This is a genomic window from Sandaracinus amylolyticus, assembly GCF_021631985.1.
Classification (GTDB): Bacteria; Myxococcota_A; Polyangia; order Polyangiales; family Sandaracinaceae; genus Sandaracinus; species Sandaracinus amylolyticus_A.
This window is the reverse complement of record NZ_CP070225.1, coordinates 8,048,101-8,072,642: the sequence shown is the minus strand read 5'-3', so window position 1 is coordinate 8,072,642 and position 24,542 is coordinate 8,048,101. Positions and strand designations below refer to the sequence as shown.

25 protein-coding genes are annotated in these 24,542 nt (G+C 72.6%); 11 read left to right on the top strand and 14 right to left on the bottom strand.

The genetic code is table 11. The features are described 5' to 3' along the window. Positions 1–5: 5 nt before the first annotated feature. From tolQ to I5071_RS34115, 3 genes are all read right to left on the bottom strand, one after another. A complete protein-coding gene (tolQ, locus tag I5071_RS34125; protein WP_236517475.1) occupies positions 6–725 on the bottom strand; it encodes a protein TolQ in 720 nt (239 codons plus the stop codon). An 82-nt stretch (positions 726–807) separates the two neighbouring features. After that, positions 808–1,629: a radical SAM protein gene (locus I5071_RS34120; RefSeq protein WP_236517474.1), complete on the bottom strand. Its 822-nt coding sequence runs from the start codon at positions 1,627–1,629 to the stop codon at positions 808–810. After that, complete coding sequence (locus tag I5071_RS34115; protein ID WP_236517473.1) at positions 1,626–2,696, bottom strand: helix-turn-helix transcriptional regulator; 1,071 nt, start codon at positions 2,694–2,696, stop codon at positions 1,626–1,628. Before I5071_RS34115 ends, I5071_RS34120 begins: the two co-directional genes overlap by 4 nt. Before the next feature lie 68 nt (positions 2,697–2,764). Between I5071_RS34115 and I5071_RS34110 the strand changes: the two genes are divergently transcribed. Further along, positions 2,765–3,070 (top strand): helix-turn-helix domain-containing protein, encoded by a 306-nt coding sequence (locus I5071_RS34110; protein ID WP_236517472.1) that lies wholly within the window; start codon positions 2,765–2,767, stop codon positions 3,068–3,070. A 140-nt stretch (positions 3,071–3,210) separates the two neighbouring features. Here I5071_RS34110 and I5071_RS34105 read toward each other — a convergent pair whose 3' ends face one another. From I5071_RS34105 to I5071_RS34070, 8 genes are all read right to left on the bottom strand, one after another. After that, entirely contained in the window at positions 3,211–4,776 is a 1,566-nt protein-coding gene (locus I5071_RS34105; RefSeq protein WP_236517471.1) for a serine/threonine-protein kinase, read from the bottom strand. 26 nt (positions 4,777–4,802) lie between these two features. Further along, on the bottom strand, positions 4,803–5,369 hold the full coding sequence (locus tag I5071_RS34100) for a hypothetical protein (protein ID WP_236517470.1): 567 nt from the start codon (positions 5,367–5,369) through the stop codon (positions 4,803–4,805). Then, positions 5,366–6,097 (bottom strand): tetratricopeptide repeat protein, encoded by a 732-nt coding sequence (locus I5071_RS34095; RefSeq protein ID WP_236517469.1) that lies wholly within the window; start codon positions 6,095–6,097, stop codon positions 5,366–5,368. The genes I5071_RS34100 and I5071_RS34095 overlap by 4 nt, the downstream gene beginning before the upstream one ends. Continuing rightward, positions 6,097–8,010, bottom strand: coding sequence for a hypothetical protein (locus I5071_RS34090; RefSeq protein WP_236517468.1), 1,914 nt, complete (start codon positions 8,008–8,010; stop codon positions 6,097–6,099). The genes I5071_RS34095 and I5071_RS34090 overlap by 1 nt, the downstream gene beginning before the upstream one ends. Positions 8,011–8,231: 221 nt before the next feature. After that, the gene (locus I5071_RS34085) at positions 8,232–8,813 is read right to left on the bottom strand and encodes a TlpA family protein disulfide reductase (protein WP_236517467.1); all 582 of its coding nucleotides are present in this window, start codon (positions 8,811–8,813) and stop codon (positions 8,232–8,234) included. After that, positions 8,813–9,523: a hypothetical protein gene (locus tag I5071_RS34080; RefSeq protein WP_236517466.1), complete on the bottom strand. Its 711-nt coding sequence runs from the start codon at positions 9,521–9,523 to the stop codon at positions 8,813–8,815. The genes I5071_RS34085 and I5071_RS34080 overlap by 1 nt, the downstream gene beginning before the upstream one ends. Further along, complete coding sequence (locus I5071_RS34075) at positions 9,520–11,007, bottom strand: vitamin K epoxide reductase family protein (RefSeq protein ID WP_236517465.1); 1,488 nt, start codon at positions 11,005–11,007, stop codon at positions 9,520–9,522. The genes I5071_RS34080 and I5071_RS34075 overlap by 4 nt, the downstream gene beginning before the upstream one ends. A gap of 324 nt (positions 11,008–11,331) precedes the next feature. Then, complete coding sequence (locus tag I5071_RS34070; RefSeq protein WP_268921171.1) at positions 11,332–11,709, bottom strand: ArsR/SmtB family transcription factor; 378 nt, start codon at positions 11,707–11,709, stop codon at positions 11,332–11,334. A 65-nt stretch (positions 11,710–11,774) separates the two neighbouring features. Between I5071_RS34070 and I5071_RS34065 the strand changes: the two genes are divergently transcribed. The 3 genes from I5071_RS34065 to I5071_RS34055 all read left to right on the top strand — a co-directional run bounded on the left by I5071_RS34065 (position 11,775) and on the right by I5071_RS34055 (position 14,164). After that, positions 11,775–12,350: a hypothetical protein gene (locus I5071_RS34065; RefSeq protein WP_236517463.1), complete on the top strand. Its 576-nt coding sequence runs from the start codon at positions 11,775–11,777 to the stop codon at positions 12,348–12,350. A 15-nt stretch (positions 12,351–12,365) separates the two neighbouring features. Further along, positions 12,366–13,121, top strand: coding sequence for a hypothetical protein (locus I5071_RS34060; RefSeq protein WP_236517462.1), 756 nt, complete (start codon positions 12,366–12,368; stop codon positions 13,119–13,121). Between the two features lie 197 nt (positions 13,122–13,318). After that, the gene (locus tag I5071_RS34055; RefSeq protein WP_236517461.1) at positions 13,319–14,164 is read left to right on the top strand and encodes a hypothetical protein; all 846 of its coding nucleotides are present in this window, start codon (positions 13,319–13,321) and stop codon (positions 14,162–14,164) included. A 39-nt stretch (positions 14,165–14,203) separates the two neighbouring features. On the opposite strand, the gene I5071_RS34050 is transcribed toward I5071_RS34055, so the two are convergent. Then, positions 14,204–16,933: a M1 family metallopeptidase gene (locus tag I5071_RS34050; protein ID WP_236517460.1), complete on the bottom strand. Its 2,730-nt coding sequence runs from the start codon at positions 16,931–16,933 to the stop codon at positions 14,204–14,206. A 45-nt stretch (positions 16,934–16,978) separates the two neighbouring features. Between I5071_RS34050 and I5071_RS34045 the strand changes: the two genes are divergently transcribed. The 5 genes from I5071_RS34045 (at position 16,979) to I5071_RS34025 (ending at position 21,718) form a co-directional block, all read left to right on the top strand. Then, a complete protein-coding gene (locus I5071_RS34045; protein ID WP_236517459.1) occupies positions 16,979–17,533 on the top strand; it encodes a hypothetical protein in 555 nt (184 codons plus the stop codon). Between the two features lie 92 nt (positions 17,534–17,625). Continuing rightward, the gene (locus I5071_RS34040) at positions 17,626–18,675 is read left to right on the top strand and encodes an alpha/beta hydrolase (protein WP_236517458.1); all 1,050 of its coding nucleotides are present in this window, start codon (positions 17,626–17,628) and stop codon (positions 18,673–18,675) included. Positions 18,676–18,888: 213 nt separating this feature from the next. After that, the gene (locus I5071_RS34035) at positions 18,889–20,058 is read left to right on the top strand and encodes a hypothetical protein (protein WP_236517457.1); all 1,170 of its coding nucleotides are present in this window, start codon (positions 18,889–18,891) and stop codon (positions 20,056–20,058) included. After that, a complete protein-coding gene (locus I5071_RS34030; protein ID WP_236517456.1) occupies positions 20,059–21,129 on the top strand; it encodes a Glu/Leu/Phe/Val family dehydrogenase in 1,071 nt (356 codons plus the stop codon). A gap of 25 nt (positions 21,130–21,154) precedes the next feature. After that, a complete protein-coding gene (locus I5071_RS34025; RefSeq protein WP_236517455.1) occupies positions 21,155–21,718 on the top strand; it encodes a hypothetical protein in 564 nt (187 codons plus the stop codon). Here the strand turns inward: I5071_RS34025 and I5071_RS34020 are convergent. After that, complete coding sequence (locus tag I5071_RS34020) at positions 21,700–22,392, bottom strand: TetR/AcrR family transcriptional regulator (protein ID WP_236517454.1); 693 nt, start codon at positions 22,390–22,392, stop codon at positions 21,700–21,702. The two genes, I5071_RS34025 and I5071_RS34020, sit on opposite strands and share 19 nt — an antisense overlap. Positions 22,393–22,469: 77 nt before the next feature. On the opposite strand from I5071_RS34020, the gene I5071_RS34015 reads away from it, so the two are divergent. Both I5071_RS34015 and I5071_RS34010 read left to right on the top strand, forming a co-directional pair. Continuing rightward, positions 22,470–22,943, top strand: coding sequence for an ExbD/TolR family protein (locus I5071_RS34015; protein WP_236517453.1), 474 nt, complete (start codon positions 22,470–22,472; stop codon positions 22,941–22,943). 16 nt (positions 22,944–22,959) lie between these two features. Next, the gene (locus I5071_RS34010; RefSeq protein WP_236517452.1) at positions 22,960–23,763 is read left to right on the top strand and encodes a DUF2891 family protein; all 804 of its coding nucleotides are present in this window, start codon (positions 22,960–22,962) and stop codon (positions 23,761–23,763) included. A gap of 55 nt (positions 23,764–23,818) precedes the next feature. On the opposite strand, the gene I5071_RS34005 is transcribed toward I5071_RS34010, so the two are convergent. Next, entirely contained in the window at positions 23,819–24,541 is a 723-nt protein-coding gene (locus I5071_RS34005; protein WP_236517451.1) for a hypothetical protein, read from the bottom strand. Between the last annotated feature and the right edge of the window lies 1 nt (position 24,542).

The window sequence follows — 24,542 nt, the reverse complement described above, 5'->3', positions numbered from 1 at the left end:
GCCTCTCAGGTCAGAAAGTGTCGGCGCACGATGTTGAGGTAGTCGATCGCGAACGCTTCGGTCTCGGCCTCGATCACGCGGATGCGGCGGATGAAGTAGTTGTAGGCCATGACCGCGGGGATCGCGGCGAGGAGGCCGATCGCCGTCGCGATGAGCGCCTCCGCGATGCCGGGCGCCACGACGTCGAGCGTCGCGCCGCGCTCGGCGCCGATCGAGAGGAACGAGTTCATGATGCCCCACACGGTCCCGAAGAGACCGATGAAGGGGCCGACCGAGCCCGTCGTCGCGAGGAACGGGAGCTGGTTCTCGAGGCGCGTCATCTCGCCCGCCTGCGCGCGACGCAGCGAGCGCTCGACGTTCTCGATGTCGCCCGCATTGGCGCCCGCCTGCGAGACCTTCGCGAGCTCGACGTACCCGGCGTGGAAGACCCGCGCGAGGGGCGAGCCTTCGAGGCCACCGAGGCGCGCGTAGATCGCCTCGAGGCGCTCGGGGCCCCACACGTTGCCTTCTTCCTTGCTCCAGAAGACGTCGAGGAAGCGCGCGCTGGTGCGCTGCGCGGCCGTCATGCGGACGAGCTTCGTCCCGATGATGAACCAGCAGAAGAGCGACATGCCGGCGAGGACCAGCATGACCAGCTTCACGACGAGCGACGCGTGCAGGATGAGCTGCATCGGGTCGAGCCGGTGAGGCGCCGTCGCGGCGGCCTGGAGGAAGAGAGATCCCATGCTTCTCCGCGGGTTGAGACCCGGCGGCGGTTGAAGCACGCGTGATCGGAAAGGTCAACGTTTGCGCAGTGGGCGCGCGCGTTCAGGAGGTCGTGCGCCGGCGCAGGGCGATCAGCGTGCCGCAGCCCCCGTTGGCCTCGATGCGCGCCTGGGAGGACATGCGGACCACGAGGCCTGCCGCGCACAGCCGCGCATAGGCTTCTTCGTAGCGAGCACGACCGGGGCCGCGCATGGCGCTCGTCGGGACCTCGTTGAGCGCGTAGAGGTGCACCGGCAGATCGAGCGGGGCCGCGCGCGCCGAGAACGCGTCGAGCTCGTCGTCGCCGTCGTTCTCGCCGGCGATCAGCAGGTAGGCGAGGGCGGTCTTCTTGCGACGTCGTCGCGAGAGGTGGGGCAGGGCCTCGGTGATCGTGGTGAAGAGGGCGTCGAGCGTCGGGGCGTGAGGGACGAGCCGCGCGCGCGTGGGCTCGGTGCCGGCGTGCACCGAGATGGTGAGGCCGTGGTGGGGCACGTCCTTCAAGAACGTCGCGAGCTTGGTGGTCGGACCGCCCGAGGTCGTGAGGCTGGCGGGCGTGCCGCGCTCCTTGCACCACGTGACGAACTCGGTGACCCGCGCTGCGTTGTGGAGCGGCTCGCCCACGCCCGAGACGGTCACCCCGCGCAGCGCGACCCCGAGCGCCTCGACCTGCTCGACCTGCGCGCGCAGCTCCTCGAGCTCGAGCCCGCGCGCCAGCCCGTTCGCGCCCGACGCGCAGAACGGACAGCGCACCGCGCACCCGACCTGCGAGGACACGCAGAGCGTGTCGCCCCGGTAGAGCACGGCCTCGACCTCGGCCCCGTCGTGCAGCCGGATCGCGAAGCGCCGGTTCCACTGCGAGCGCGCTTCGCCCGCGATCTCGATCATCGCTCGAGGGGTCTACGCCGGCCGCGCGCCCAGCGCACGAGGTCGCGCGTCGTCGAGAGCCCGATCTTGTCGGCGGCGCGGCGCAGGTGGGTGGCGACGCTCGAGGTGGAGATCCCGAGGTCGTAGGCGATCAGCTTGTTGGAGTGGCCGAGCGCGAGCAGGTCGATGACCTGCTGCTCGCGCCGCGAGAGCGAGGGCGCGGGGTCGCTCGCCGGCTCGTTCTCCCGCGCGACGAGGAAGCGGCGGCCGTCGTGATCGAAGGTGTCGGTGATCGACCAGCGGCCGTCGTGCAGCGCGCGCCAGAGCTCGAACGCCTCGTCGGTGGCGCGAACGCGGGTGGTGCGCGCGCGATCGATCGCGATGGCGGCGTGGCGCAGCATCTCGAGGCGCTCGGGCTGTGCGGCCTCGCCCTCGGCGTGCACCACGCGCCCGCCCGGCGCCATCACCACGTCGGCGCGCTCGAGCGGAGACCCGGTGCCGAGCCGTCGCCGCAGCCGGTGGGCCGCCGCGACGTGCGCGGCGACGCGGGACCAGGTGCGGCGCAGGACGCGCCCCGCCGGACGGACCACGTTGGCGCTGCGGTTGGCGAAGATCCCGACGCTGTGGCCCGCGGGATCGCTCGCGATGACGCCGAGCGCCTCGGGGTACGAGACGTAGCGGCTCTCGGGCGCGGGGGTGAAGGTGCGGCCGAACAGGTGGGCGAACCCCTTGCTCCCGAGGGTCGTGAGCATCTCCTCGAACGTGGCGATGCGCTGGGCGACGCCCTCGGCGGCGTGCGACGCGTAGGCGACCGGGCCGAACGAGAGCGCATCGATCCAGACCTGGCGCGGCAGCCCGTGCACCACGTGCTGCCACCAGCCGGCGCGCCAGCCGGTCGTCCACTCCTCGGGCCCCGCGACCGCGGCCGCGGAGCGCGCGTGTGGAGCGCCCTCGGGCCCGGTGAAGTCGAACACGCACCCCATCAGCCCGTGACCCGCGTCGAGCAGTGGTGCGGCGGAGGCGAGCAGACCCTCGACCCAGAGCTCTTCCGGCGCCTCGAGATCGTAGGCGCGCTCGACGACGCTCATCGGATCTTGCGGTCGACCCATCCGTTCCCCCTCCACGCGACGCTCCCGGGCGTCTACTCTCACTCGCCGTGCAATCTCACGACGACGAGGCGCCGGAGGACCTGAGGGTCTCGCGGCTCGCCCACGATTCCGGGAGATACGTGGTGTTCAGCTGGCCCGAACGGAAGCCGCCCGCCGAGGACGGAACCGCCGCGCCGCCGCTGACTGCTGCGGAGCGCGCGGTGCACGCGCTCCTGTTGGTCGGGCTCTCCGACGCCGAGATCGCGGAGCTCCGCGGGACGACGCGGAGCACCGTGACCAAGCAGGTCGACGCGGTGTTCCGCAAGATCGGCGTGCGGTCGCGGCGCGAGCTGATCGCGCGCGGCCGGGTCTGATCGCACGACGCGGTGCGTGACCGTGAACGGTGCTCCATCGCGTCGACCGTCGTAACGCAGGCCGCGCGGGCTGTCAGCCCATGTCCGCCCTGGGCGAAGCACCCAAGGGTTTTCCCTAGTTGGGGAGAACCCTTCGGGATCTAGTGACCGCCCAGGTCACGATCGAACTGGTCGAGGGACAGCAGCTTGCTCCCGCGGGGGCGCTCGGGGGTCGTCGCCGCGGGCTCGCTCGGGGCGCGGGCGGGCTCGGGCGCCGGCTCGGGCGCGCGGGCGGTCGTCGGGGTCGGATCGGCGCGGCGACGGTCGCGCGAGGCGCGGCGCGGGGCGACCGGGGCCTCGACGGTGGGCGCGGGCGGGGCGCTCGTCGCGGGCACCTCGGGCGTCGGTGCCGCGACCTCGGGGGGCGGCTCGGGCGCGGACGCGACCGGGCTCGGGGGCGGCGTCGTGATCGGGGTGGCGACCATCGCCGGATCGCGCTGGGCGACCGCGAGCCACACCCCGATGCCCGCCGCGGTGACGATCGCCAGGGCCCACAGCGCGATCGCGGTGGTGCGCCGGCGCGGCGGCAGCGGGAGGTCCACCGGCGGCGGCGTGACGACGGTGTGCTGCTCGTGCAGCGCGACGTCCTCGGGCTCCACCGGCCGCGCGGCGCGCGCGACCATGCCGCTGTGCGAGGGCGGCGTCTCGCCCGGGGGCGCGGAGACGCGTCCGGCCTCGCTCGTCGCGTGGGACGCGCGGATGCGCGCCTCCATCCTCGCGAGCGGATCGCCGCCGTGGGCCCGCACGAAGCGCGACACCGCGCCCGGGGGCGCGACCACCTCGCACACCCGCGCCGCGTCGCGCAGCGCACGCTCGAAGTCGCCCGCGGTCGCGAAGCGGGTCTCGCGATCGCGCGCCAGGCCGCGGGTGATCACCGCCGAGATCGCCGCGGGCAGCTCGGGGCGCAGCGTGGTCGCGTCGGGGATCGCCATCTTCGTGACGCGATCGAAGATCGCCATCGGGTTGTCGGCGAAGAAGAGCCGATCCCCGGTGAGGGTCTCCCACGCGACGGTCGCGAGCGAGAACACGTCGCTGCGGCGATCGAGCGTCGCGTTCGCGCACTGCTCGGGCGAGAAGTACGCGAGCTTGCCCTTGATCTCGCCGGTCGTGGTCTGGGTCGAGCGCTGGGTCGCGCGCGCGACGCCGAAGTCGGTGATGCGCACCCGGCCGTCGGCGCCGACCAGGATGTTCTGCGGCGAGACGTCGCGATGCACGATGTGCAGCGGCTCGCCGTACGGCGTGGTCGCCTCGTGCGCATCGTGGAGACCGTGCGCGGTCTGGGCGATCAGCTCGACCGCGACGTCGATCGGGATCTTCTCGCCGGCCCGCAGCGCGTTGCGCACGAGCGTGGTCAGCGTGACGCCGACGACGAGCTCCATCACGAGGTAGAGCGAGCCGTCCGACGCGCGACCGAGATCGAGCGTCGAGACCACGTGCGGGCTCGAGATGTTCGCGGCGAGGCGTCCCTCGTCCATGAACATCGCGACGAAGCGCTCGTCGCTCGAGAGGTGCGGGAGCATGCGCTTGAGCGCGACGAGCTTCTCGAAGCCCGCCTCGCCCCTCGCGCGCGCCGCGTACACCTCCGCCATGCCGCCCGCGGCGATGCGGAAGAGGGTCTCGTAGCGGCCGTAGCTCGGCTCGCCGGGCAGCTCGCTGGCGGGCGTCATCGCGCGATCGAGCGTACCGCCGGGCATCAGTAGTCCGCCACGCCGTCGACGCAGCGCAGGTCGCGCGGGGGCTCGTCGATCGTCTCGATCTCGCAGAAATGTGCGCCCGCGCCGTCGCAGTAGGTCGCCGCGGCGCCGCTGGTGCAGCCGTGCACGTCGCAGCGATCGACGACGGTCGAGGTGGTCGGCTGCGCGCTCGGCACCGACTCGATGCAGGTCGCCCACGCGGTGCGGCGCCCGACGTGGAAGGGGCGCTCGATCTCGAACCAGAGCTCGGGCGCGATCCCGTCGTCGAGCGCGTCGCACGAAGGCGCGCGGCAGAAGCGCACCTTCACGTGCAGATCGAGCTCGGGGTCGCGGCCGACCACGCTGATCTGCGAGCGCACCGGCTCGGCGCCGAGCTCGACCGCCGCGACGTCGGCGCCCTCCCACGCGACGTCGAACGGGTGATCCGACGCGCGACGGATCTGCACCTGCGCGAAGAGCGGCTCGGTGTCGGTCGCGGGCTTGGACGGGAGCATGAGCTGCAGCTCGAGCACGCCGGTCTCGGCGCACCCCGCGAGCAGCAGCGCGAGCATCGCGACGCGCGTCACGGCTCCACCCGCTGGTCGTAGAGCGGGCGCACCTGCGCGTCCTCGTAGAGCACGTACCCGAGGACCGCGCCGCCCGCCGCGACCGCGGCGATCGCGGAGACCACGAGCACCACGTGCAGCGCGGTGTCGTCGCTCGCGCCCGCAGTCGCGACCGGCTCGAACATCGCGCGCACCGAGCGTCGCTCTCCGTCGGCGAGCTGGCCTTCCCACACGAACGGGCGGAACCCCTCGCGCTCGGCGATCAGCGTGTGGCTGCCCGCGTCGGTCTCGACGTCGAGCGGGCGCGCGCCGTCGTCGGCGAGGTCGCGACCGTCGAACCGGATCGCGTGGCGCGCATCGGGATCGAGCCCGACGAGCTCGAGCACCGCGACGCGCGCCGCTTCTTCGCCGCGCATCTGCGAGACCTCGCGGCGCAGATCTTCGTCGTCGAGGGTGTGGGCGGTGAGCAGGCGATCGAACGCGTCGCGCGCCTCGCGATGACGGCCGAGGGCGCGCAGCGCGAGCCCGAGGTTGTAGAGCGCCGAGGGCGCGCCGGTGAGCTCGTAGGCGCGCTCGAAGCTGCTCACCGCGTCCGCCCAGCGTCCGCTCTCGACCGCGGCCGAGCCCGCGACGAAGAGCGCGCGCGCCTCTTCGACCTCGGCGGGCGAGAGCTCGCGCGCCTGCGCTCGTGTGAGCGAGGGTGCGAGCAGCGCGACGACGAAGAGCCACGAAGCGAAGGCGCGAAGCATCACGGGTAGTAGCAGTAGTTCGAGCCCGAGCCGGTGAAGCAGCGCTCACCCGACGCGCAGCCCGAGTCGGTCAAGCACTGGCAGTATCCGTATCCGCCGGTCGCGACCGACCAACAGTTGCGGCTCGTTCCGTTGCCGCACTGCGACGTCGCGGTGCACTCGAAGCAGGCCGCGCCGTCACCCGACGTCGCGCCGCTCGAGATCGTGCGGCACGTCAGGCCGCTCGCGCAGCGCAGACCGCAGCCGCCGCAGTTCGCCTCGTCGGACCAGATGTCGCGACACGCGCCAGCGCAGCAGCGATCGCGGGTGCGGCGCGAGCCGCAGAGATCGCCGTCGGTGTCGCGCCCGCCGCACGCTTGCGAGGTCGAGCTCGCGGTGCAGGTGCCGGCGACGCAGCGTCGGGTGGTCACGGTCTGCGATCCCGACTCGTCGCAGGCGTCGGAGTAACCGCAGGTGCCGGTCGTCGTCGTGCCGCAGGTCGTGCCGTCGGTGTCGCGGGTGCACGAGCCGGTCTCGGTCGTCGTCACCACCGTGCACATGCCGGTCATGCAGCGCGGCGTGAGCACCGAGCGCGTGCGGGTGCCGCTCTCGTCGCAGCTGTTGGCGAAGCTGCCGCACGCGCTCCACGCACCGAACGTCACCGCGCCGCAGTCGGCGTCGGCCGCGCACTGATCGCAGCGCTCGGTGGTCTCGTTGCAGAACTGCGCGCAGGGCGCCGACGTGTGCATCGAGCAGGTGCTGCCCGCGCAGCGGTCGGTGCCGTTGCAGAAGAACGTGTCGTCGCAGGGCGCGGTGTTCGCGGTCTGGGTGCAGCCGGTCGCGGGATCGCACGCGTCGTCGGTGCAGACGTTGCCGTCGTCGCACGTGATCGCGGTGCCGACGCACGCGCCCTCGACGCAGGTGTCGCTCTCGGTGCACGCGCTGCCGTCGTCGCAGCCGCCCTCGACCGGATCGTGCGCGCAGCCGGTCGACGGATCGCACGAGTCGGCGGTGCACACCTCGCCGTCGTCGCACTCGATCGACGTGCCATCGCACGTGCCGTCGCTGGTGCACGCGTCGTCGCTGGTGCACGCGCTGCCGTCGTCGCAGGTGACCGCGAGGCAGTCGGGATCGGCGCAGTCGACGAGGTCGTCGCAGTCCTCGTCCTCACCGTCGTCGCAGGCGGTCTCGTTCGTCGCGCAGGCGCGCGCGTCGGGCATGCCTCCGTCGCTCTCGAGGCCGGGGCGCACCAGGCATCCGACGTCGGGACCGCACCACTGGTCGGTCGCGCAGCGCTCGTCGACACCGACGTAGAAGCACTCGCGATCGAGGCAGAGCCCGACCGCGCACTCGGCGTCGGGGCGGCACTCCTCGTCGGTCGTGCACGAGGGCTCGCCGCACGCGCCCGGGTTCTCCGGCGAGCAGTCGGGCGGCACGCAGCGCCCCGCGATGCACGTCGTGGCCTCGGGCCCGTCGCTCGGCCCCGGGCACACCACGCCGCGGCACGCGCGCGTGATCACGACCACCATCGAGACGCGCCGTCGCACGTCGACCGTCGTGATGCGATCGACGACCACGCGTCCCTGCGCGTCGATCAGGCTGACCCGCACGTACGACGCGCCGGGCCGCAATCCGTCAAGCTCGGCGACGCGCCCGCCGCGGTGCACGTAGTCGGTGCTCGACGATGCGAGCTGCTCGACGCTGCGCACCCCGTCGCCGTCGTCGTCGAAGGGGTGCGTCGAGTGCTCGGCGCGCACCCGCACGAACTCGATGCCTGGAGCGAGATCGGTGCGCAGATCGATCGTGAGCGCCGCGCTCTCTTCGCAGCCCGCGACGATCGAGGCGAGCACGACGAGCCAGCGACACCACCGCCGAGACACGATGCCCAGCGTACGGCGCTCGGCGCGACCGCCGCAATCTCGTTCCAGCCTCACCGGGATCTCCTACCCGCGCTTGCTCACGTGCGTGAGACACACGCGTTCGTGCGCGATCCACGCGCTGCCCCGACCGCGCACGCGCCGCGCCGCTCAGCACTCGGCGTGCCGCGAGATGGGCGCGCGCGACCCGCTGGTAGCACGCGCGGCGCTGCCTGCACGCCGCACTCTCGTGACAGCGCGGCGCAGCGCGTGTCCAGCTGGAGTGCTCGCCAGCGCCTTCAGCGCGTCCTGAGGATCGCCCGCACCGTCGCGTAGTCGCGCTCCGCGACCGCGCCCGCGCGCACGCAGCGCACGTGGCCGGTCGGATCGACCAGCGCGTGGATCGGGATCGACGTCGCCGCGTCGAGCCCGAGCGATGCGAAGAACGGCGAGAGCCCGGCCGGGTCGGTCATCCGCGCCGACTCCGGCGCGTCGGGGTGCGCCCCGCGCCACGTCGCGACGTCCTCGGCGCTCCCGTCGACCGACACGAAGTACGGCTCGATCGGCGTGCCTTCCTCCGCGAGCCGCGCGCGCCACGCGACGATGCGCGGCAGCTCCTCGACACACGGCGCGCACCACGTCGCCCACACGTTGATCCACCGCCATCCGCTCGTCGGCGCGCTCGGGCCCTCGAGCGGCGGGAGCGCGAGCTCGCGTCCTTCGCCCACTGCCGCCGACACGTCGCAGAAGCGACGCGCCGGATCGTCGTCGCGCGCCGCCACCGCCTCCACGCGCGATGGAGCGACGGGCGCCGCTCCCTCCGGCGTGATCGTCGCTTCTTCTCCCCCACACCCCGCGGCCGCGAGGGCGGCCGAGATCATCACAGCACGCAATCGATCCATGCGACGAACGCGCTCCGGTTGAGATCCTCGGGGCGGCACTCCTCCGCGCCGCCGCTGCGCTGCCACTCGCAGAAGTTCGTCTCGAGCTGCGCGTACTCCTCGCCGAGCCAGAGCAGGCCGACCTGGCGATCGAGCTCGGGGTCGTTGAACGTCGTGCGGAGGTGCGACATCACGGCCTCGGCGCGCTCGCGCGAGAGCTCGCGGTTGCGCTCGACCGAGCCCTCGGGCGACGCGCGCGCGACGACGAAGAAGTACGACGCGCCGCGACGATCCGCGAAGACGCGATCGATCAGCGCGGTGTCGCTCGCGTCGAGCATCGCTTCCGCGCGCTCGAACTGGAGGATCCCTCCACGCTCCTGCATCGGGAGGAAGAGCGCGTTGAAGTCGTCGCCGCGCATCGTCGCGACGCTGCGCGCCTCGACCGGCTGGCAGCCACGACCGCTGCCGCCGATCAGGCCGCAGCTCGTGAGCACGCGGCGCAGGATCTGACGCAGCTCGGGCGTGCAGTACGACTCGTCGGCCTCGGACGCGGTCGCGACCGCGGGGGCCTCGCGGCCCGCCTCGGCGGCCTCGCTCTCCTCGAGACGCGCGCTCGCGCTGCCCTGCCACGACGTCGCGAGCAGCACCGGCGTGAGCAGGAGGATGAGCGCGAGCGCGCCCGCGAAGGACCATCGCATCGTGTTCGTCATCGCGACGCGCTCCTCTCGAGAAGGCGGGCCAGCGTCCAGTCGAGCCCGAGGTCGGTGTCGGCGTCGCAGATGCGCGTGTCGCCCACGTAGACCTGCGGCGTGAGCACCGGCAGCTGGTTCGCGACGGCCCAGCGCAGCGCGCGGTTGAGGCGCGCGCGGACCTCGGGCGAGCCGATGCACCGCGCGAGCGCGGGGAAGCGTGCGCTCGCCATGCGCGCGGCCGCGCCGGGATCGCTGGTGGTCGCGGTGCGGATCGCCTCCTGCTCCTCGAACGACCAGGCGAGCACCTCGTCGGCGCCTTCACCGGCGCAGAGGATCGCCTCGGAGATCGCGCAGGCGCCGGGGTGGATCGGACGATCGACCATCCAGTTGCACTCGCTGTCGAGCGGGAAGAGCAGCGCGCGACGCGACACCTGCGACGCGCTCTCGAGCCCGCTGAAGCGCTGCTCGAAGCCGCGGCACGCGGGGCACAGCGGATCGAGCACCTCGGTGACCGCGAGCGGGCGGGTCTGGGGGCCCAGCGGCACGAGCACGCGATGGGGATCGGCGGGCGAGGGCAGCGTGCCGCACGCGCCGAGGTAGTGATCGAAGTCGGGCGCGTTCGCCGCGTACGCGACGACCGGGAGCACGACGAAGAGCACGCCGAGCCCGAACGCCGCGCCGAGCACGCCCCAGCCGACCGGCGCGTCGTTGGACGCGCGCGACGGCGTGTTGCCGAACCGGCGATCGGGCGCGCCGCGGCGATCCATCTCGCTCGCGGTCGCGAGACGGCGCGGCTGGCCCGCGACCTCCTCGGCGGACGCGACGTCGATCGTGGGCGCGTGACCGAGCGCGACCGGATCGCGCACCGTCTCGTCGGCCGGGATCGTCTGCTCGGGCGCGTACCCACCGCCGTCGAGGCGCTTGCCGCGCGCGGCGATGCGCGGGGCCGGGCCCAGCCGCTCGAAGTCGCCGCCGCGCGTCGAGGTCGCGCTCGCCGACGCCGGGCTGCGCACCGCGACGACGAAGAGCGCGAGCGCCGCGAAGAACGCGATGGTGCTCGTGGTGTAGATGCCGATGCAGAGCTTGCACGCCGCGTCGAGCTCGGTGAGCGAGATCCAGCCCATCACGATCGACGCGAGCAGCGGCAGGGTCGTCGCCGCGAGCAGGAAGCCCGTCGCGCGTCGATCCCCGGTGCGCCGCAGCGCGATCAGCGCGAGCGGGAAGAACACCAGGTACGCGAACACCGCCATCGCGGGCAGCGAGATCGGGATGCCGCCCCACACGCTCTCGCGCATGACCGACGAGTACGGGCTCATCAGCGTCACGTGGCATCCCGTCGTCCCGCTCACGTCGGCCGCGCCGACGCCGGGCAGGAACGAGCAGTGGATGCCGTGGACCTGACGATCGAGGTGCGCGACGAAGTCGGATGTCGAGACCGCGGCGAAGGCGAACCCCAGCGCGGCCGCGACCGCGACGATCGCGGCGAGAACCCTTTGCGTCATGGGGCCGCGTTCTACCGCGAAGCTGGAGCAGCGCACGTCAGGGGTATCCCGCGTAAGCGCCCAGGCGCGCGAGACCGACGTCGGTGCGCGCCGAGCACGATCGACGACTCCGCCCTCGTGGTGGCCCGCGTGATGATTGGGTTCTCGCGCCGCGATCACCCGTCGGGGCGCGTGCGCGATCGTGGGCGCGGGCGGGACGCAGGACGACGTCGGCTCAGCGACGGAACACGACGCGATCGCGGCGGGCGCCGTCGTGCTCGGCGCCCGCGTTCGCCTCTGGCGCGCCTCCGCGATGTCGCGTGCACGACGGTGCACGGATGCCGATCAGTCTGACGCGCGCCGGAGGGCTGCGGTGGGAGACGGGCAGCACAGCGCGACGACGGAGCGCGTTCGGGCCGCGATGTCGTCGAAGCGGGCGACCAGGGTCGGGCCGTCGAGCTCGTAGATGCGGCGGCGGCCTTCCTTGCGCACCGTGATCATCCCGGAATCGAGGAGAATCTTGAGGTGACGCGACACCACCGAGCGATCGACCGGCAGTGGCGCGGCGATCGCGGTGGCGTCGGCGGGGCCGCGCAGCAGCAGGGACTTCACGATCTCGAGGCGCACCGGCTCGGCGAGCGCGGTGAGCAGGCGCGGGTCGAGGGCGTCGGTCAGGGCGAGGGCGGCGCGCTCGCGCTCGGTGAGCGCCGGAGGTCGTTTCACGTTACACGTGTATGTCCGTGCACGTGTCGTCGGTCAACCAAGCTCGCGCAGGAAGGGCCGGTCGGATGACGATGCGCGCTCGGACCGCGGTGGTGCTCGCGACGTGGCTCGTCGTCGCCGTGGCAGCGGCGCAGTCGCGCGATCACGCGGGGCAGGTCGAGCTGACGTTCACGATCCACGATCGCGGCGTCGCGCAGGTCGCGGTGCTGCGTTACGAGCTCGACGCGGTGCTCTCGCTCGCGCGCGACGGTCGGGCGCGACTGCGGGTGCGCGGGACGCTCGATCGCACCCACACGACGATGATCCCTCCGGGCGGGCCGAGTGACGAGACGTCGCGGCACCTCGCCGTCGATCGCGTGCACGAAGGACGCGTGCGGGCGCGCGATGCGGACGGGATCACGATCGCGTTCGACGACGGGCTCGACTGGCGCTGCGACCGGACGACCGAGCGCATCGCGGAGCGGTCGCGCGCCGTCCTGCGATGCGCGGTCGCGACCCCGCACGCCGGTCTTCCGTGGAGGGATCCGGCGCCCGCGTACCTGCGCGCGCCGATGGTGCTCGCACCGGACGGCGACGTGCGCGCCGTGGTCGACGCCAGCGCCGAGCGCTCGCCCTACGTGCGGCTCGCGCCGCGCCGCTAAGATGTGCGCATGTGCATGTTCTCGGCGCGCCGCTCGACGGGCCTCTTCGCGTCGCTCCTCGCGCCGCCGGTGAAGGTCTCGGGGACGCGCATCTTCGCGCGCTGCGACGGCGAGGTGCAGACGCTCGCGTACTCGATGCACCTCCGCACCAAGCAAGAGCTCGCGATGGTGCTGCCGCTCCCGGTGGTGCCCGGCGCGCCCGAGGACGCGATCGCGTTCGTCGATCTCAGCGGGGCACCCGTGATCTTCGATCAGCTCGCGATGCTGTTCATGCCCTTCGAGCCGCAGGCGAAGGGACGCCCGATCGCGCGCTTCGCGGCGCCGATGCCCACGCTGAAGGTGCACTCGGTGGGCGCGTTCGACGCGTCGTTCGTCCCGAGCATCCGCGACTTCGTGCGCCTCGATGCACGCTTCCGGATGCCCGACGAGGTGTGGCGCGCCCTGCCGCGCTACCACGACTGGGGCTTCGCGGTGTTCACGCTGAAGAAGGGCGACCAGCGGGTGCACCCGATGGCGTTCCGCTTTCCCACGCGGGAGCCGGCGCGCGTCTTCTTCCCGACGGTGCACGTGCACGACGGCGAGGTGCACGAGCAGGCGGAGTTCGACCACGAGCTCTACTGGCAAGGCGAGCGCGGAGCGGGCGACGAGCGAGCATACGTGCAGCCGAGCGCACAGATGGAGGAGAGCTCGCGCGGCGTGGTGCGCGCCGGTGAGGTGCGCAGGCGCGTGATGCGCGGGATGTTCGCGAACGACGACGTGTGGATCGCGTGAGCCCAGCGAAGCGGAGATGGGTCGTCGTGGCGGCGACGATCGCGACGTTGGGCGCGCTCTCGACCAGCTTGTGCATCGTCGCGCAACGGGTGCCGAGGTCCGTTCGCGAAGTCCGGACATTGCGCGTCGTTCGGGATCGCGGGATCGAGCTGCGACTCGTCGAGCGCGCGTTCTGGCCTCGAGGTCTGTCCCATTCGGTGCGCGCGGTGGACACGAGCGCGCAGGTCGTCCGGTGGGAGACGCCACTGCCGGAAGGGAGCGAGCCGACCCCGAGGCTCGTGCGCGACCACGTGCTCGCGCTCGACCTGACGTGGTTCGGGCCGTCGAGTGGCTACGGGACGATCGTGCTCGACCTACGAACGGGCGCCGTGCTCGCGTCCAATCGGTACGCCACGCCACCGTGGGCGAAGATCACGACCGACGATCTCCTGCTGGAGGTCGTCGATCCGCCGGCGCGCCTGGTCGCGACGCGACTGGGCGACGGGCACCTCGCGTGGACCCGATCGGTGCGTGCGCCGCGGTCGGCCTCGTTCGTGCGCCAATCCGACGGTGCGATCGGGCTCGAGACGAGCGACGCCTACCAGCTCGTCGCGGCCGACGGCTCGCTCACACGGGTCACTCCGGAGGACGCCACGAGCGCGTGCGAAGTCGGCGGGCTCCTCATCGCCCACGCGGGCGACGAGCTCCGGGTGCGAGAGACGGTCGGCGGGACGTGGCGAACGGTCGCGACCCCAGGCCCATCCGCGCGCGTGCGGTCGTGCACCTACGACGAGAACGTCACGGCCGTGTTGGTCGCTGCGTCCGGCGTTCCGCAGCTCGAGGGAGCGCCGCCGCTGCGCACGATATCCGCGCAGGAGGTCGCGCGCCGATCGGTCGTGTATTTCCTCGGCGCGAGCCGCGACGTCGTGTGGGCCATCGAGTCGGGACCGATCGCGTTCACGTCGATCCACACGCGCGCCGATCGTCGATACAGCGCGTTCCTCCACGAGGCCGAGGTGATCCTCGACCACACCACGCGCACCGCGACGATCGTTCGCGATTGAACGCGGGGACGCGCTTCCACGCGCCCCCGTCGTCACCGCTCACCGCGCCGACGAGAAGAACTGCTGGGCGCTCTGGCGCTGCACGTCCGCGCGCGCCGCGCACAGTGAGATCGACTCCACGGCGCTCTCGAGGTTGCGCGGCCCGCCCTGCGTCGCTTCCATGCGCGGCGCGAAGAACGAGCGCACCTCGTTCGCGCGCTCCGCGCTGCAGAAGCCGCTCGTCGCGTACGGCAGATAGCCCGCGTACGCCGGGCCCATCCGCTGCGCCATCGCGTCGTAGTTCGCCTGGATCCACGCCCAGCCCGGCTCGCGCCCGTCGCGATCACCCATCTGGCCCATCAGCGGGCGGAACACCTCGTTGATGCGCAGCCGCGGATCGAGCACCAGCGCGATCGCGCGTCCCCGCAGCTCCGCGTCGTCGACGCTCGCCATCGCGCCGAGCAGCTGCGAGCGCGTCATCGCGTCCTGCGAGCCCACGAAGATCTGCTCGAGCCGCGCGAAGAGCTCCTCGCCGCCCTCCTGGGCCGCGACCACGAGCGCGACGCTCACGAGATCGCTCGGCACCGCGTCCTGGTGCACCGTGCCGCCCTCGACGAACGCGAGCCCGCGCGTCTGCGCGTCACGACGCACCGCGGGATCCTTCGCGGTGATCGCGAGGAACGAGAGGATCGCCGCGCGCAGCAGCCGGACCTCACCGTCCTCCGCGGCGCGACCGCGCGGGCCCCACCCGAGGCGGCGCAGCTGGTTGCGATAGAGGCGCGTCGCGTACGCGCGGAACGCGTCGCGCTGCGCGTCGGTCTCGAGCAGGTGATCGTACGCGTACTGCAAGAGCTCGATCGGCGCGGTGGCGATGTGGCGATCCGTGCTGTCCGCGAAGGGCTCGAGCGCGCGCGCCGCGCTCTCGAACGACACGCGGCCCGACGCGAAGCCGGCGCGCACGCTGTCGGCGACCGAGAGCAGATCACGCGTGTCCATCGCGCGCTGTGCCTGCGGCGTGCGGAGCCGCGCGAGCTGATCGTCGGGCAGCGTCCAGCGGTAGTAGCCGGTGCCTCCCGCGTTCGGGTGCAGCCACTCGGGGCACGCGCCGCCCTCGAGCGCCATCGTGCCCTGCGCCTCGGTGAGCAGCGTGCACGTCTCGCGCACCTGCCCGCCCGCGCGGTACTTCGCGCAGACCGGGACCTGCCACGTCGCGTCCGCGCTCGCGCTCGATCCCACCGGCAGATAACGACGCTGCGTGAGCGCGAGACGCGGCTCGCCCTCACACTCGACGCGCGCCTCGATCAGCGGCACGCCCGGCTGCGCGAGGAACGTCGTGAGCGGCGCCGCGACGTCGCGCTGCGCCTCTTCGCTCAGCGCGCGCAGCAGGTCCTCGCCGCGCGCGTTGCCGCGCGCGTGCTCGCTCAGATAACGGCGCACGCCGCGCTGGAACGTCTCGCGCCCGAGCCAGTGCTCGAACATCGCGAGCACGCTCGCGCCCTTGCTGTAGGTGATCGAGTCGAACGCGTTGTGGATGTCGTGGCTCGTCTCGATCGGATTGCGGATCTGACGCGCGCTCGCGAGCGAGTCCGCGTCGAACGCCTCGAGCGCGGTCGTGAGCTCGCCGACCTCGGCGCGCATCTCGGGGAAGACCTCGCGCACGATCGCGGTCTCCATCCACGTCGCGAACGCCTCGTTCAGCCAGAGGTCGTCCCACCACGCCATCGTGACGAGGTTGCCGAACCACTGGTGCGCGAGCTCGTGCGCCATCACGAACGCGAACCCACGACGCTGCGCGATCGGCGCATCCGCGCTCAGCAGCAGCAGGTTGTCGCGGAACGTGACGAGCCCCGCGTTCTCCATCGCGCCCGCGGAGAAGTCGGGCACCGCGACGATGTCGAGCTTGTCGAACGGATACGGAGTCCCGAAGTAGCCCTCGAGCGCCGCGAGGATGCGCGGCGTGTGCTGCATCGCGAACGCGAGATCACCGCCGCGACCGCGCACCGCGAGGCCTCGCAGCGCGAGCGGCTGCGCGCGCACCGCGTTCGCCGGGATCGTCGCCTCGACCACGTCGATCGGTCCGACCGCCCACGCGACGAGATAGGTCGGCAGCGGCTCGGTCGTCGCGAAGCGCACCCGGCGCGCGCCGTTCTCCTCGCTGCTCTCGAGCTCGCGGCTGTTCGCGAACGCGCCCTGGCCCGCGGGCACGACGAGCGTCACGTCGTAGGGCGTCTTGAAGCGCGGCTCGTCGAAGCTCGGGAACGCCTTGCGCGCCGCGAGCGCCTCGAACTGCGTGAACGCGTACGCGTCCTCGCCGACGCGCACGCGATAGAGCCCCTCGAGCGTCTGATCGAAGGGCGCGGTCCACGCGAAGTGCAGGCGCGCCTCGCCGGGCGCGATCGCGCGCTCGAGCACGATGCGCGCGACGCCTTCCTCGGCGTCGACCTGCTCCCAGCGCGCGCCGATCGTCTCGCCGCCCGCGATCGCGCGCACCTCGGTGACGTCGAGGTTCTGCCCGTGGATCCAGATCGCGCTGGTGGGCTCGGTGACGCGCACGTCGACGTCGGCCTCGCCCGAGAAGCGATCCCGCGCCGGGGTGATCGAGAGCGTGAGTGTGTAGCGCGTGGGCGCGACGCTCTCGGGCAGTCGCGAGGGTGCGCGCTCGATGGTGACGGCCTCGCCGATCTCACCACCGCTCGCGGTGGGCTCTTCGGTGGTCGTCGGTGTCGTGCTCGGCGACGAACCGCATGCCGCGAGCGAGAGAACGAGGGAAAAGAGAGCGAATCGCCGCATCGCGGCCATATAGCAGAGCGGCTCGATCGACTACCATCGCCGGTCATGCATCGCTCCGTGCTCGCTGTGATCGTCCTCGCGGCTTCGCTGGTCGTCGTCTCGCGCGTCGAGGCGCAGGCTCCACCCGCGTCCAGCGAGTACCTCGCGCACGTGGGGCGCGGCATCGTCGCGATGAGCGCGGGGGATCGCGGCTCGGCGATCACCGCGTTCCGACAGGCGGCGCAGCTCCAGCCCGCGCGGCCCGAAGCGGTGTGTCACATCGCCGAGGTCGAGCGCATCGACGGCGATCTCGCCGCGGCGCTCCAGGGTTATCAGTCGTGCCTCCAGGTCGCGCGCGCGGCGAACGATCCGCGATGGACCGCGCGAGCCCTCCACGGCGTCGCGTCGACGCTCGAGCGCATGCCCGATCGTCGCGCCGACGCCCGCGCTGCATGGCAGGAATATGTCAGGTTCGCCGACGGCGCGGCCGCGATCGCCTCGCCCGCGATCGGCCGCGCGCGCATGGCGTCGATCGACGCGATCACCGAGCTCGATCGCACGAGCGCCGAGGTCGCACAGCGCATCCGCGAGCGCGCTGCCGCGCCGGCGACGCCGCGGTGAGCACCGGGTGTGGCGCGCGAGACATCGCGCCACGCTCGACCATCGGGCAGCTACCGATCGTTCGTTCCGCGCGCTAGGCCGACGAGCTCGCGATGCCGTACCGCACGTTCGCCCGCAGCGCTCTGCGCACCGTCCTCGCGTCGCCCGAGCCGCTGCTGCGCTCGATGGTCGGCGAGCTCCCGCGCAACGATCGCGGTCACGAGCTCGACGTCGGCGTCGGCGCGTTCCTCCGCGGCATCGCCGCGCAGCGCCCGAAGACGAGCTCGCGCCCGCTCGCGCACCTGCGCCACGAGATGGATCATCGCGCGCCGCTCGCCGACTTCGCGCGCTGCGCGCTGCATCGCGTGCACGAGCGCGACATCGAGATCCCCGGCGCCGGCCACTCGATCCCGGTGCGCGTGTACGAGCCCGGCCCGCCCACCGCGACGCCGCGCCCGATCGTCGTCTACTTCCACGGCGGCGGCTTCTGCATCGGCAGCCTGCGCTCGCACGACGGGCTCTGCAGCCGCATCGCGCGCCGCGCCGACTGCATCGTGGTCGCGGTCGAGTACCGGCTCGCGCCCGAGCACCGCTTCCCCGCGGCGGTCGAGGACGCGCTCGCGGCGTTCCGCTGGACCGCGGCCCACGCGCGCGCGCTCGGCGGCGATCCCCAGCGCGTCGCGGTCGCGGGCGACAGCGCGGGCGGCAACCTCGCGGCGGTGGTCGCGTGGCACGAGCGGGCGCGCGATCCGCGGCCCTGCTTCCAGCTCCTCGTGTACCCGGTGACCGACTGGTCCCACGACACCGAGTCGTATCGCCTCTTCTCCGAGGGCTTCCTCCACGAGGCCGACGCGATGATGTTCTTCCGCGAGAACTACCTCGGCGGATGCGCGGTCTCGGCGGCGGACCCGATGGCCTCGGTGCTCCACGCGCCCTGCGTGCGCGGCGCGCCGCGCGCCCACGTCGTCACCGCGGGCTTCGATCCGCTGCGCGACGAGGGCGAGCGCTACGCGCGCAAGCTCGAGGCGGCGGGTGTGCACGTCGATCTGCAGTGCGAGGAGTCGCTGGTGCACGGCTTCTTCTCGCTGGGCGGGATCCTCCACACGTCGCGCCGCGCGATCGATCGCGCCATCGACGCGCTCGCGCGCGGGATGCGCGCCTGAAAGCACGTCGAGGATCGCCTCGACGGGCTTTCGGAGCGAAGCGACCGCGAAGCGGCTCGGGAGGCGGGGGAGGGGCTGGCTCAGCCCCTCCGGCAAACTGAGTCACAGCTCGGATCGCGGCGCAACGCCTCGCATCGCGGCGCGTGATCCCGTGAGATCCGCGTCCAGACGCTCTCATGCGGTGGGCACGTGCGCTGCACCCACACCGCGTGAATGAAGGTCCTCGTCACGAGCTCACGCTTCCCGCACGCGCTCTGCGAGATCCGTCACTTCGGCGAGCAGGGCCACACCGTGTACGCGGCGGACACGTTCGGCTCCGCGCCCGGCAGCCACTCGCGCTACGTCGCCGAGAGCTTCGTCACCGCATCACCGACCTTCGAGACGGTGCAATACGTCGACGACGTCGCGGAGATCGTGCGCTCGCGCGGCATCGATCTCGTGGTGCCCGCCTTCGAAGAGGCGCTCTATCTCGCCGAGCACCGCGCGCGCGTGCCCGCGCCGATCTTCTGCCCGTCGCTCGAGACCCTCGCGCGCCTCCACGACAAACATCGCTTCGTCGAGCTCTCGCGCTCGCTCGGCCTGCCGGTCCCGCGCACGATCGTGGTGCGCAGCCCGCGTGAGCTGCGGCGCGCGATCGCCGAGCTGCCCGAGTACATCGCGCGCGCGGCGTACTCGCGCGGCGGCGTGACGCTGCTGACGAACGCCGGTCCGCTCGCGGGCCGGGTGCCGATCGACGCGTGCCACCCCACACCGCTGCAGCCCTGGATCGTGCAGGAATTCGTGCACGGCACCGACGTCTGCAGCTTCAGCGTCGCGCAGCACGGCCGCATCGTCGCGCACTGCACGTACGAGCATCCGAAGACGATCGAGCACGCGGGCGGGATCCTCTTCGAGTCGATCGACGAGCCCGAGTCGCTCGTGCTCGCGCGTCGCTACGCCGAGGCGCTGAAGTACCACGGGCAGATCTCGTTCGACTTCATGCGCACGGCGCGCGGGCTCGTGCTGCTCGAGTGCAATCCGCGACCGACCGCCGGTGTCTTCATGATGACGTCCGAGGATCTCTGCGACGCGGTGCTCGCGCGCGTGAATGGCAAGGGACCGCGCATCGTCCCTGCCGGGGTGAGGCGTCAGATCGCGGTCGCGATCATGCGCGACATGGTGCGCAACTGGCGCGAGATCCCGAGCGACCTCGCCGTGCTGCTCTCGGGCATCGAGGATGTCTACGCGGCGCCCGGGGACGCGATGCCGGCCCTCTATTCGCTTCTCTCGTACGGACAGGTGCGCGCGTACCGGAAGCACCTCGCGCGGCGTGGCCGCGACGTGAGCGACCTGGTCGCGGCGCAGTTCTTCGACGTGCTCTGGGACGGAACGCGGAGGAGCTAGATGAGCGGGAACGAGATGACGTTCGAGCTGCCGGGGGTGCGCTTCGACGACCTCGGGCCGCGGCGTGTGGTGTTCTTCCACGATCCGAAGGCGCGCATGCACGCGGTCGTCGTGGTCGACACGCTCACCAGCGGCCCTTCGGGCGGCGGCGTGCGCATGACGACCGACGTCACGGTCGCCGAGATCGCGCGCCTCGCGCGCGCGATGACGTTCAAGTACGCGCTGCTCTCGATGCCGGTCGGCGGCGCGAAGGCGGGCATCCGCTTCGACCCGAGCGATCCGGCGCGCGCCGACGTGGTGCGCGCGTTCCTCGAGGCGGCGAAGCCGCTGATCGACGCCGGTGTGTTCGTGCCCGGGGCCGACATGGGCACGACCGCGAGCGACTTCGCGAGCAGCGGCGACCCGCACCTCGACGAGCAGCTGACCGGCTACGGCGTGGTGGCCGCGGCGAAGAGCGCGGCCGAGCTCGCCGGGCGATCGCTCGAGGGCGCGCGCGTCGCGATCGAGGGCTTCGGCAAGGTCGGCACCGCGGCCGCGCGCTTCTTCGTGCGCGAGGGCGCGGAGATCGTCGCGGTCTCCACGGTGCGCGCTGCGATCACCGCGAAGGACGGGCTCGACGTGGAGCGCCTCGCCGCGCTGCGCGAGGAGCACGGCGATGCGGGCCTCGAGCGCGCGCCCGGCGTGCAGGTCCTGCCGCGCGAGGCGCTCTTCACGGTGCCCTGCGACGTGCTCGTCCCGGGCGCGCGTCCCGACGCGATCCACGCGGGCAACGTCGACGACGTCGAAGCGTCGATCATCGTGCCGGGATCGAACGCGCCCTACGCGCCGGGCACGCTCGAGTCGCTCGATGCGCGCGGCGTGATCGCGATCCCCGACTTCGTCGCCAACGCCGGCGGCGTGCTCGCGACGATCTGCGCGCTGCAGGGCTTCGGAGAGGACGCGGCGCACGGCCTCGTGCGCGACCTCATCGGTCGCAACGTGAAGCGCGTGATCGAGCGCGCGCGCGAGCGACGCCTCCTCCCCTACGCCGCCGCGATCGAGATCGCGCGCGAGCAGATCGCGAACCGTTGACCTTCGCACGAGAGACGACCATCGCATGAAGCTCCGAGCCCACGTCTTCTTCACCGCCCTCGGCGCGAGCTCGCTCGCGATCGCGCTCTTCGCGAGCGCGCAGGCCCAGCCGACCACCGCGCCCTCGACCCGGCCGACGATCGACGGCGAGTGGCAGCTCGCGATCTCCGACGACCAGGCGCGCCAGCGCATCGAGCGCGCGATCGAGACCGCGACCGACGGCATGCCGCCGATCGCCGACGGAATGGCGGCGTCGCGGCTGCGCGAGCGCACGCCGATCATCGAGCGCGTCGTGATCACCTCGACGCCGCAGCGCATCCGGGTGCACCTCGACGAGCGTCGCTACGAGACCGCGCCGGGTCATCCCGAGGCCGCGCCCACCGCGAGCACCAGCGAGGACACGGTGCGCGTGGTGCACCACTTCCGCGAGGGCGCCCTCGAGCAGGTCTTCACCACCGACCGCGGCCGCCGCTGGAACACGTTCACGCTCGGCGAGGACGGTCGCACGATGACGCTGAACGTCGTGGTGCAGTCGAGCAGCCTGCCCGCGCAGCTGCGCTTCACGCTGCCCTATCGTCGGGTGTCGTGACGACGACGGCGTGAGCGCGGTCGCTCGAGCTGGCGCTCCACGCCGGCGAGCATCAGCTCGAGCGACGTCGCGAACATCTCGTCGAGGTCCATCGCGCGCAGGTGAGGGAGCGCGCGGCGCAGCGCAGGGAGCTCGCGCGGCGAGAGCGTCTCCGCGAGCGCGACGAAGCGCGGCGGCTCGCTCGCGTGCTGGGTGCGCCATCTGCCTTCGCGACGGATCGCGCCCGCGAGCCACGAGAAGAACGTGTTGTGCACGTCGGTCGCGTCGGCCCAGCCGAGCCCGGCGTCGTGCAGCACCGCGACCGTCGCGTCGAGGATGCGCAGCGCGCTCGGCACCGCGGGGCCTTCGTCGAGCAGCACGTCCATGACGCCCGGATAGCGGAGCCCGAGGTGTCGCGTCCGGTGCGCGACCTCGCGCAGCCACGCGACCGGCGCGAGCGCCCGGTCCGGCATCTCGATGCGCGCGATCACCCGGTCGACCACGAGGTGCACCAGCTCGTCGCGGCCCTTCACGTGGTGGTAGATCGCCATCGGCGTCGCCTCGAGGGCCTCGGCGATCGCGCGCATCGTGAGCGCGTCGAGCCCGCGCTCGTGCACCAGCTCGCACGCGCGATCGACGATCGCGTCGATCGACAGACGGGCCGGTCGTCCCGGCGCTCGGGACTCCTCGCGCATCGCTCCCGAGAATACCGGGAACTTCCGCGCCGCGCCGTTTTCTTACGCAGTACGAAAACTAGCGGAAGGAGCGTCTCGTGGGCGGAATCAGCGTGGGTGGGGGAGGGCACGGCAACCGGAAGAGCGTCGACGCGGAGGTCTCGCTGATGCCGACGATCGACCTCCTGTTGTGCTGCATCATGTTCCTGCTCGTGACCGCGGTGTGGAGCCGGCTCGGGCAGCTCGAGGTCGATCAACACGCAGCCGCGGGGGGCACCGCCGACGCGCCGGCGGTGGAGCGCATCGTCGTGTACCTCCAGATCCAGGCGAGCGGCTTCACGCTCGGCTCGACCGCGGGTGAGCACGTCGAGATCCCGAGCGGCAGCGGCGGATACGATCTCGAGACGCTGCACGCGCGGCTCGCCGAGCGACAGCGCGCCGCGCCCGACAGCGACGACCTCGTGGTCGCGCCCGACGACGGCGTCGCGTACGAGCACGTGATCGCAGCGGTCGACACCGCGGTGACCGCGGGGTTCAGCGGCGTGACGCTCTCGGATCAGCCGCCGCGATGACGTAGCCTCGCGCGTCGTGGGCTCCCTCGAAGACTCCGAGCGCCTCGCGCCCTTCGTCGCGATGGCGCTCGGCTGCGTGCACCGGTCGTATCCGAACCAGATCGCGCACCTGCTCCGCGACGACTCCGACGCGCGCCCGCCGCGCGCGCTCACGCCGGTCTTCTACGGCTGTTACGACTGGCACTCCGCGGTGCACGGGCACTGGCTCCTCGCGCGCGCATCACGCGTCTTTCCCGACGCACCGTTCGCCGCGCCGGCGCGCGCCGCGCTCGAGACGAGCCTCACCGCCGCGGGCATCGCGGGCGAGGTCGCGTACCTGCGCGATCGACCCACGTTCGAGCGCCCCTACGGCCTCGGGTGGCTCTTCGCGCTGCAGGCCGAGCTCGAAGACGGGCTCGCCGAGGCGCTCGCGCCGCTCACCGCGATCGCGCGCGGGCACCTCGTGAATTGGCTGCCGAAGCTCTCGTCGCCCACCCGCGTGGGCACCCACGCCCAGACCGCGTTCGCGCTCGGCCTCGTGCTCGATGCGGCGCGCACGATGGGCGATCACGATCTCGCCGCGATCGTCAGCGCGCGCGCCCACGACTTCTTCGCGGGCGATCACGACTACCCGCTGCACCTCGAGCCGGGCGGCGAGGACTTCCTCAGCCCGAGCCTCGGCAGCGCCGATCTCATGGCGCGCGTGCTCGCGCCCGATGCGTTCGCCACGTGGCTCACTCGCGTGCTCCCCGACGACGCGCCGACGCGCCTCGCGCCGGTGCAATCTCACGCGACACGAAGAAGGATCGTATCGCGGCGATCCGCGCGAAGGCCTGGATGACAGAGCTCGACGACGTGGTGGCTTGCGCGCTCGATACCTGGCGCTGAGGCGACGCTCAACGACGGGTCGGACCGATGCGGACCGGCAGGACGGGCGTGGGTGCCTGCTGCGGCTGGGGGCGCGGCCTGCTCGAGCGACGGCGCACCACCGGCGGCGCCTCGACCTCGAAGCGCTGGTCGAACACGAAGAGCTCGTCGCCGTCGGGGAAGACGAAGCTCTGGCGCGGCGACTGGGGCCGCAGGTTCGGGAACTCGTTGGTCGCGAGCAGCACCCCGAAGCTCTGGCCGGGCTGCATGTCGAGCGCGACGTGGGCGACGCCGCTCGCGTCGGTCCGCGCGACCTCGCGCCCGTCGATCATCACCGGCACCCCGGCGTGCGCCTGGTCGCCGCCGGCGCGCACCACCACGACGCCGTGGCGCTGGGCGGGCGGGCACGACACCGAGACCTGGAGGCCGAGCGCCGCGGTCGCGGGGTCGAGGCTGACCACGCGGCGCAGCGTGATCATCGGGAGCGCCGCCGGCGCGCGGTGCCCTTCGGGGCAGGTCGCGCCGATCTGCACCGGCGAGCCCTCGGGGCCGGTGAGATCGACGTGGAGGGTGCCGTCGGCGCCGGTCTGGCCGATCGGCGCGCCGTTCGCGGTCACGCTCACGGCGGCGAGGCGCTCGCCGGGGTCGGCCTCGGCGGTGAAGGTCACCGGGAAGCGCGGCGGAGGCGCCTCCTCGCCGCATCCGAGCAGCGCGAGGGCGACGAAGAGGGCGGGGATGGCGCGTCGTGACATG

Bases quoted from the DNA above. Each gene is read 5' to 3' on its own strand.
- tolQ (WP_236517475.1), bottom strand. From the start codon at position 725: ATGGGATCTCTCTTCCTCCAGGCCGCCGCGACGGCGCCTCACCGGCTC.
- I5071_RS34120 (WP_236517474.1), bottom strand. From the start codon at position 1,629: ATGATCGAGATCGCGGGCGAAGCGCGCTCGCAGTGGAACCGGCGCTTC.
- I5071_RS34115 (WP_236517473.1), bottom strand. From the start codon at position 2,696: ATGAGCGTCGTCGAGCGCGCCTACGATCTCGAGGCGCCGGAAGAGCTC.
- I5071_RS34105 (WP_236517471.1), bottom strand. From the start codon at position 4,776: ATGACGCCCGCCAGCGAGCTGCCCGGCGAGCCGAGCTACGGCCGCTAC.
- I5071_RS34095 (WP_236517469.1), bottom strand. From the start codon at position 6,097: ATGCTTCGCGCCTTCGCTTCGTGGCTCTTCGTCGTCGCGCTGCTCGCA.
- I5071_RS34085 (WP_236517467.1), bottom strand. From the start codon at position 8,813: ATGATCTCGGCCGCCCTCGCGGCCGCGGGGTGTGGGGGAGAAGAAGCG.
- I5071_RS34080 (WP_236517466.1), bottom strand. From the start codon at position 9,523: ATGACGAACACGATGCGATGGTCCTTCGCGGGCGCGCTCGCGCTCATC.
- I5071_RS34075 (WP_236517465.1), bottom strand. From the start codon at position 11,007: ATGACGCAAAGGGTTCTCGCCGCGATCGTCGCGGTCGCGGCCGCGCTG.
- I5071_RS34065 (WP_236517463.1), top strand. From the start codon at position 11,775: ATGACGATGCGCGCTCGGACCGCGGTGGTGCTCGCGACGTGGCTCGTC.
- I5071_RS34060 (WP_236517462.1), top strand. From the start codon at position 12,366: ATGTTCTCGGCGCGCCGCTCGACGGGCCTCTTCGCGTCGCTCCTCGCG.
- I5071_RS34050 (WP_236517460.1), bottom strand. From the start codon at position 16,933: ATGCGGCGATTCGCTCTCTTTTCCCTCGTTCTCTCGCTCGCGGCATGC.
- I5071_RS34045 (WP_236517459.1), top strand. From the start codon at position 16,979: ATGCATCGCTCCGTGCTCGCTGTGATCGTCCTCGCGGCTTCGCTGGTC.
- I5071_RS34040 (WP_236517458.1), top strand. From the start codon at position 17,626: ATGCCGTACCGCACGTTCGCCCGCAGCGCTCTGCGCACCGTCCTCGCG.
- I5071_RS34035 (WP_236517457.1), top strand. From the start codon at position 18,889: ATGAAGGTCCTCGTCACGAGCTCACGCTTCCCGCACGCGCTCTGCGAG.
- I5071_RS34030 (WP_236517456.1), top strand. From the start codon at position 20,059: ATGAGCGGGAACGAGATGACGTTCGAGCTGCCGGGGGTGCGCTTCGAC.
- I5071_RS34025 (WP_236517455.1), top strand. From the start codon at position 21,155: ATGAAGCTCCGAGCCCACGTCTTCTTCACCGCCCTCGGCGCGAGCTCG.
- I5071_RS34020 (WP_236517454.1), bottom strand. From the start codon at position 22,392: ATGCGCGAGGAGTCCCGAGCGCCGGGACGACCGGCCCGTCTGTCGATC.
- I5071_RS34005 (WP_236517451.1), bottom strand. From the start codon at position 24,541: ATGTCACGACGCGCCATCCCCGCCCTCTTCGTCGCCCTCGCGCTGCTC.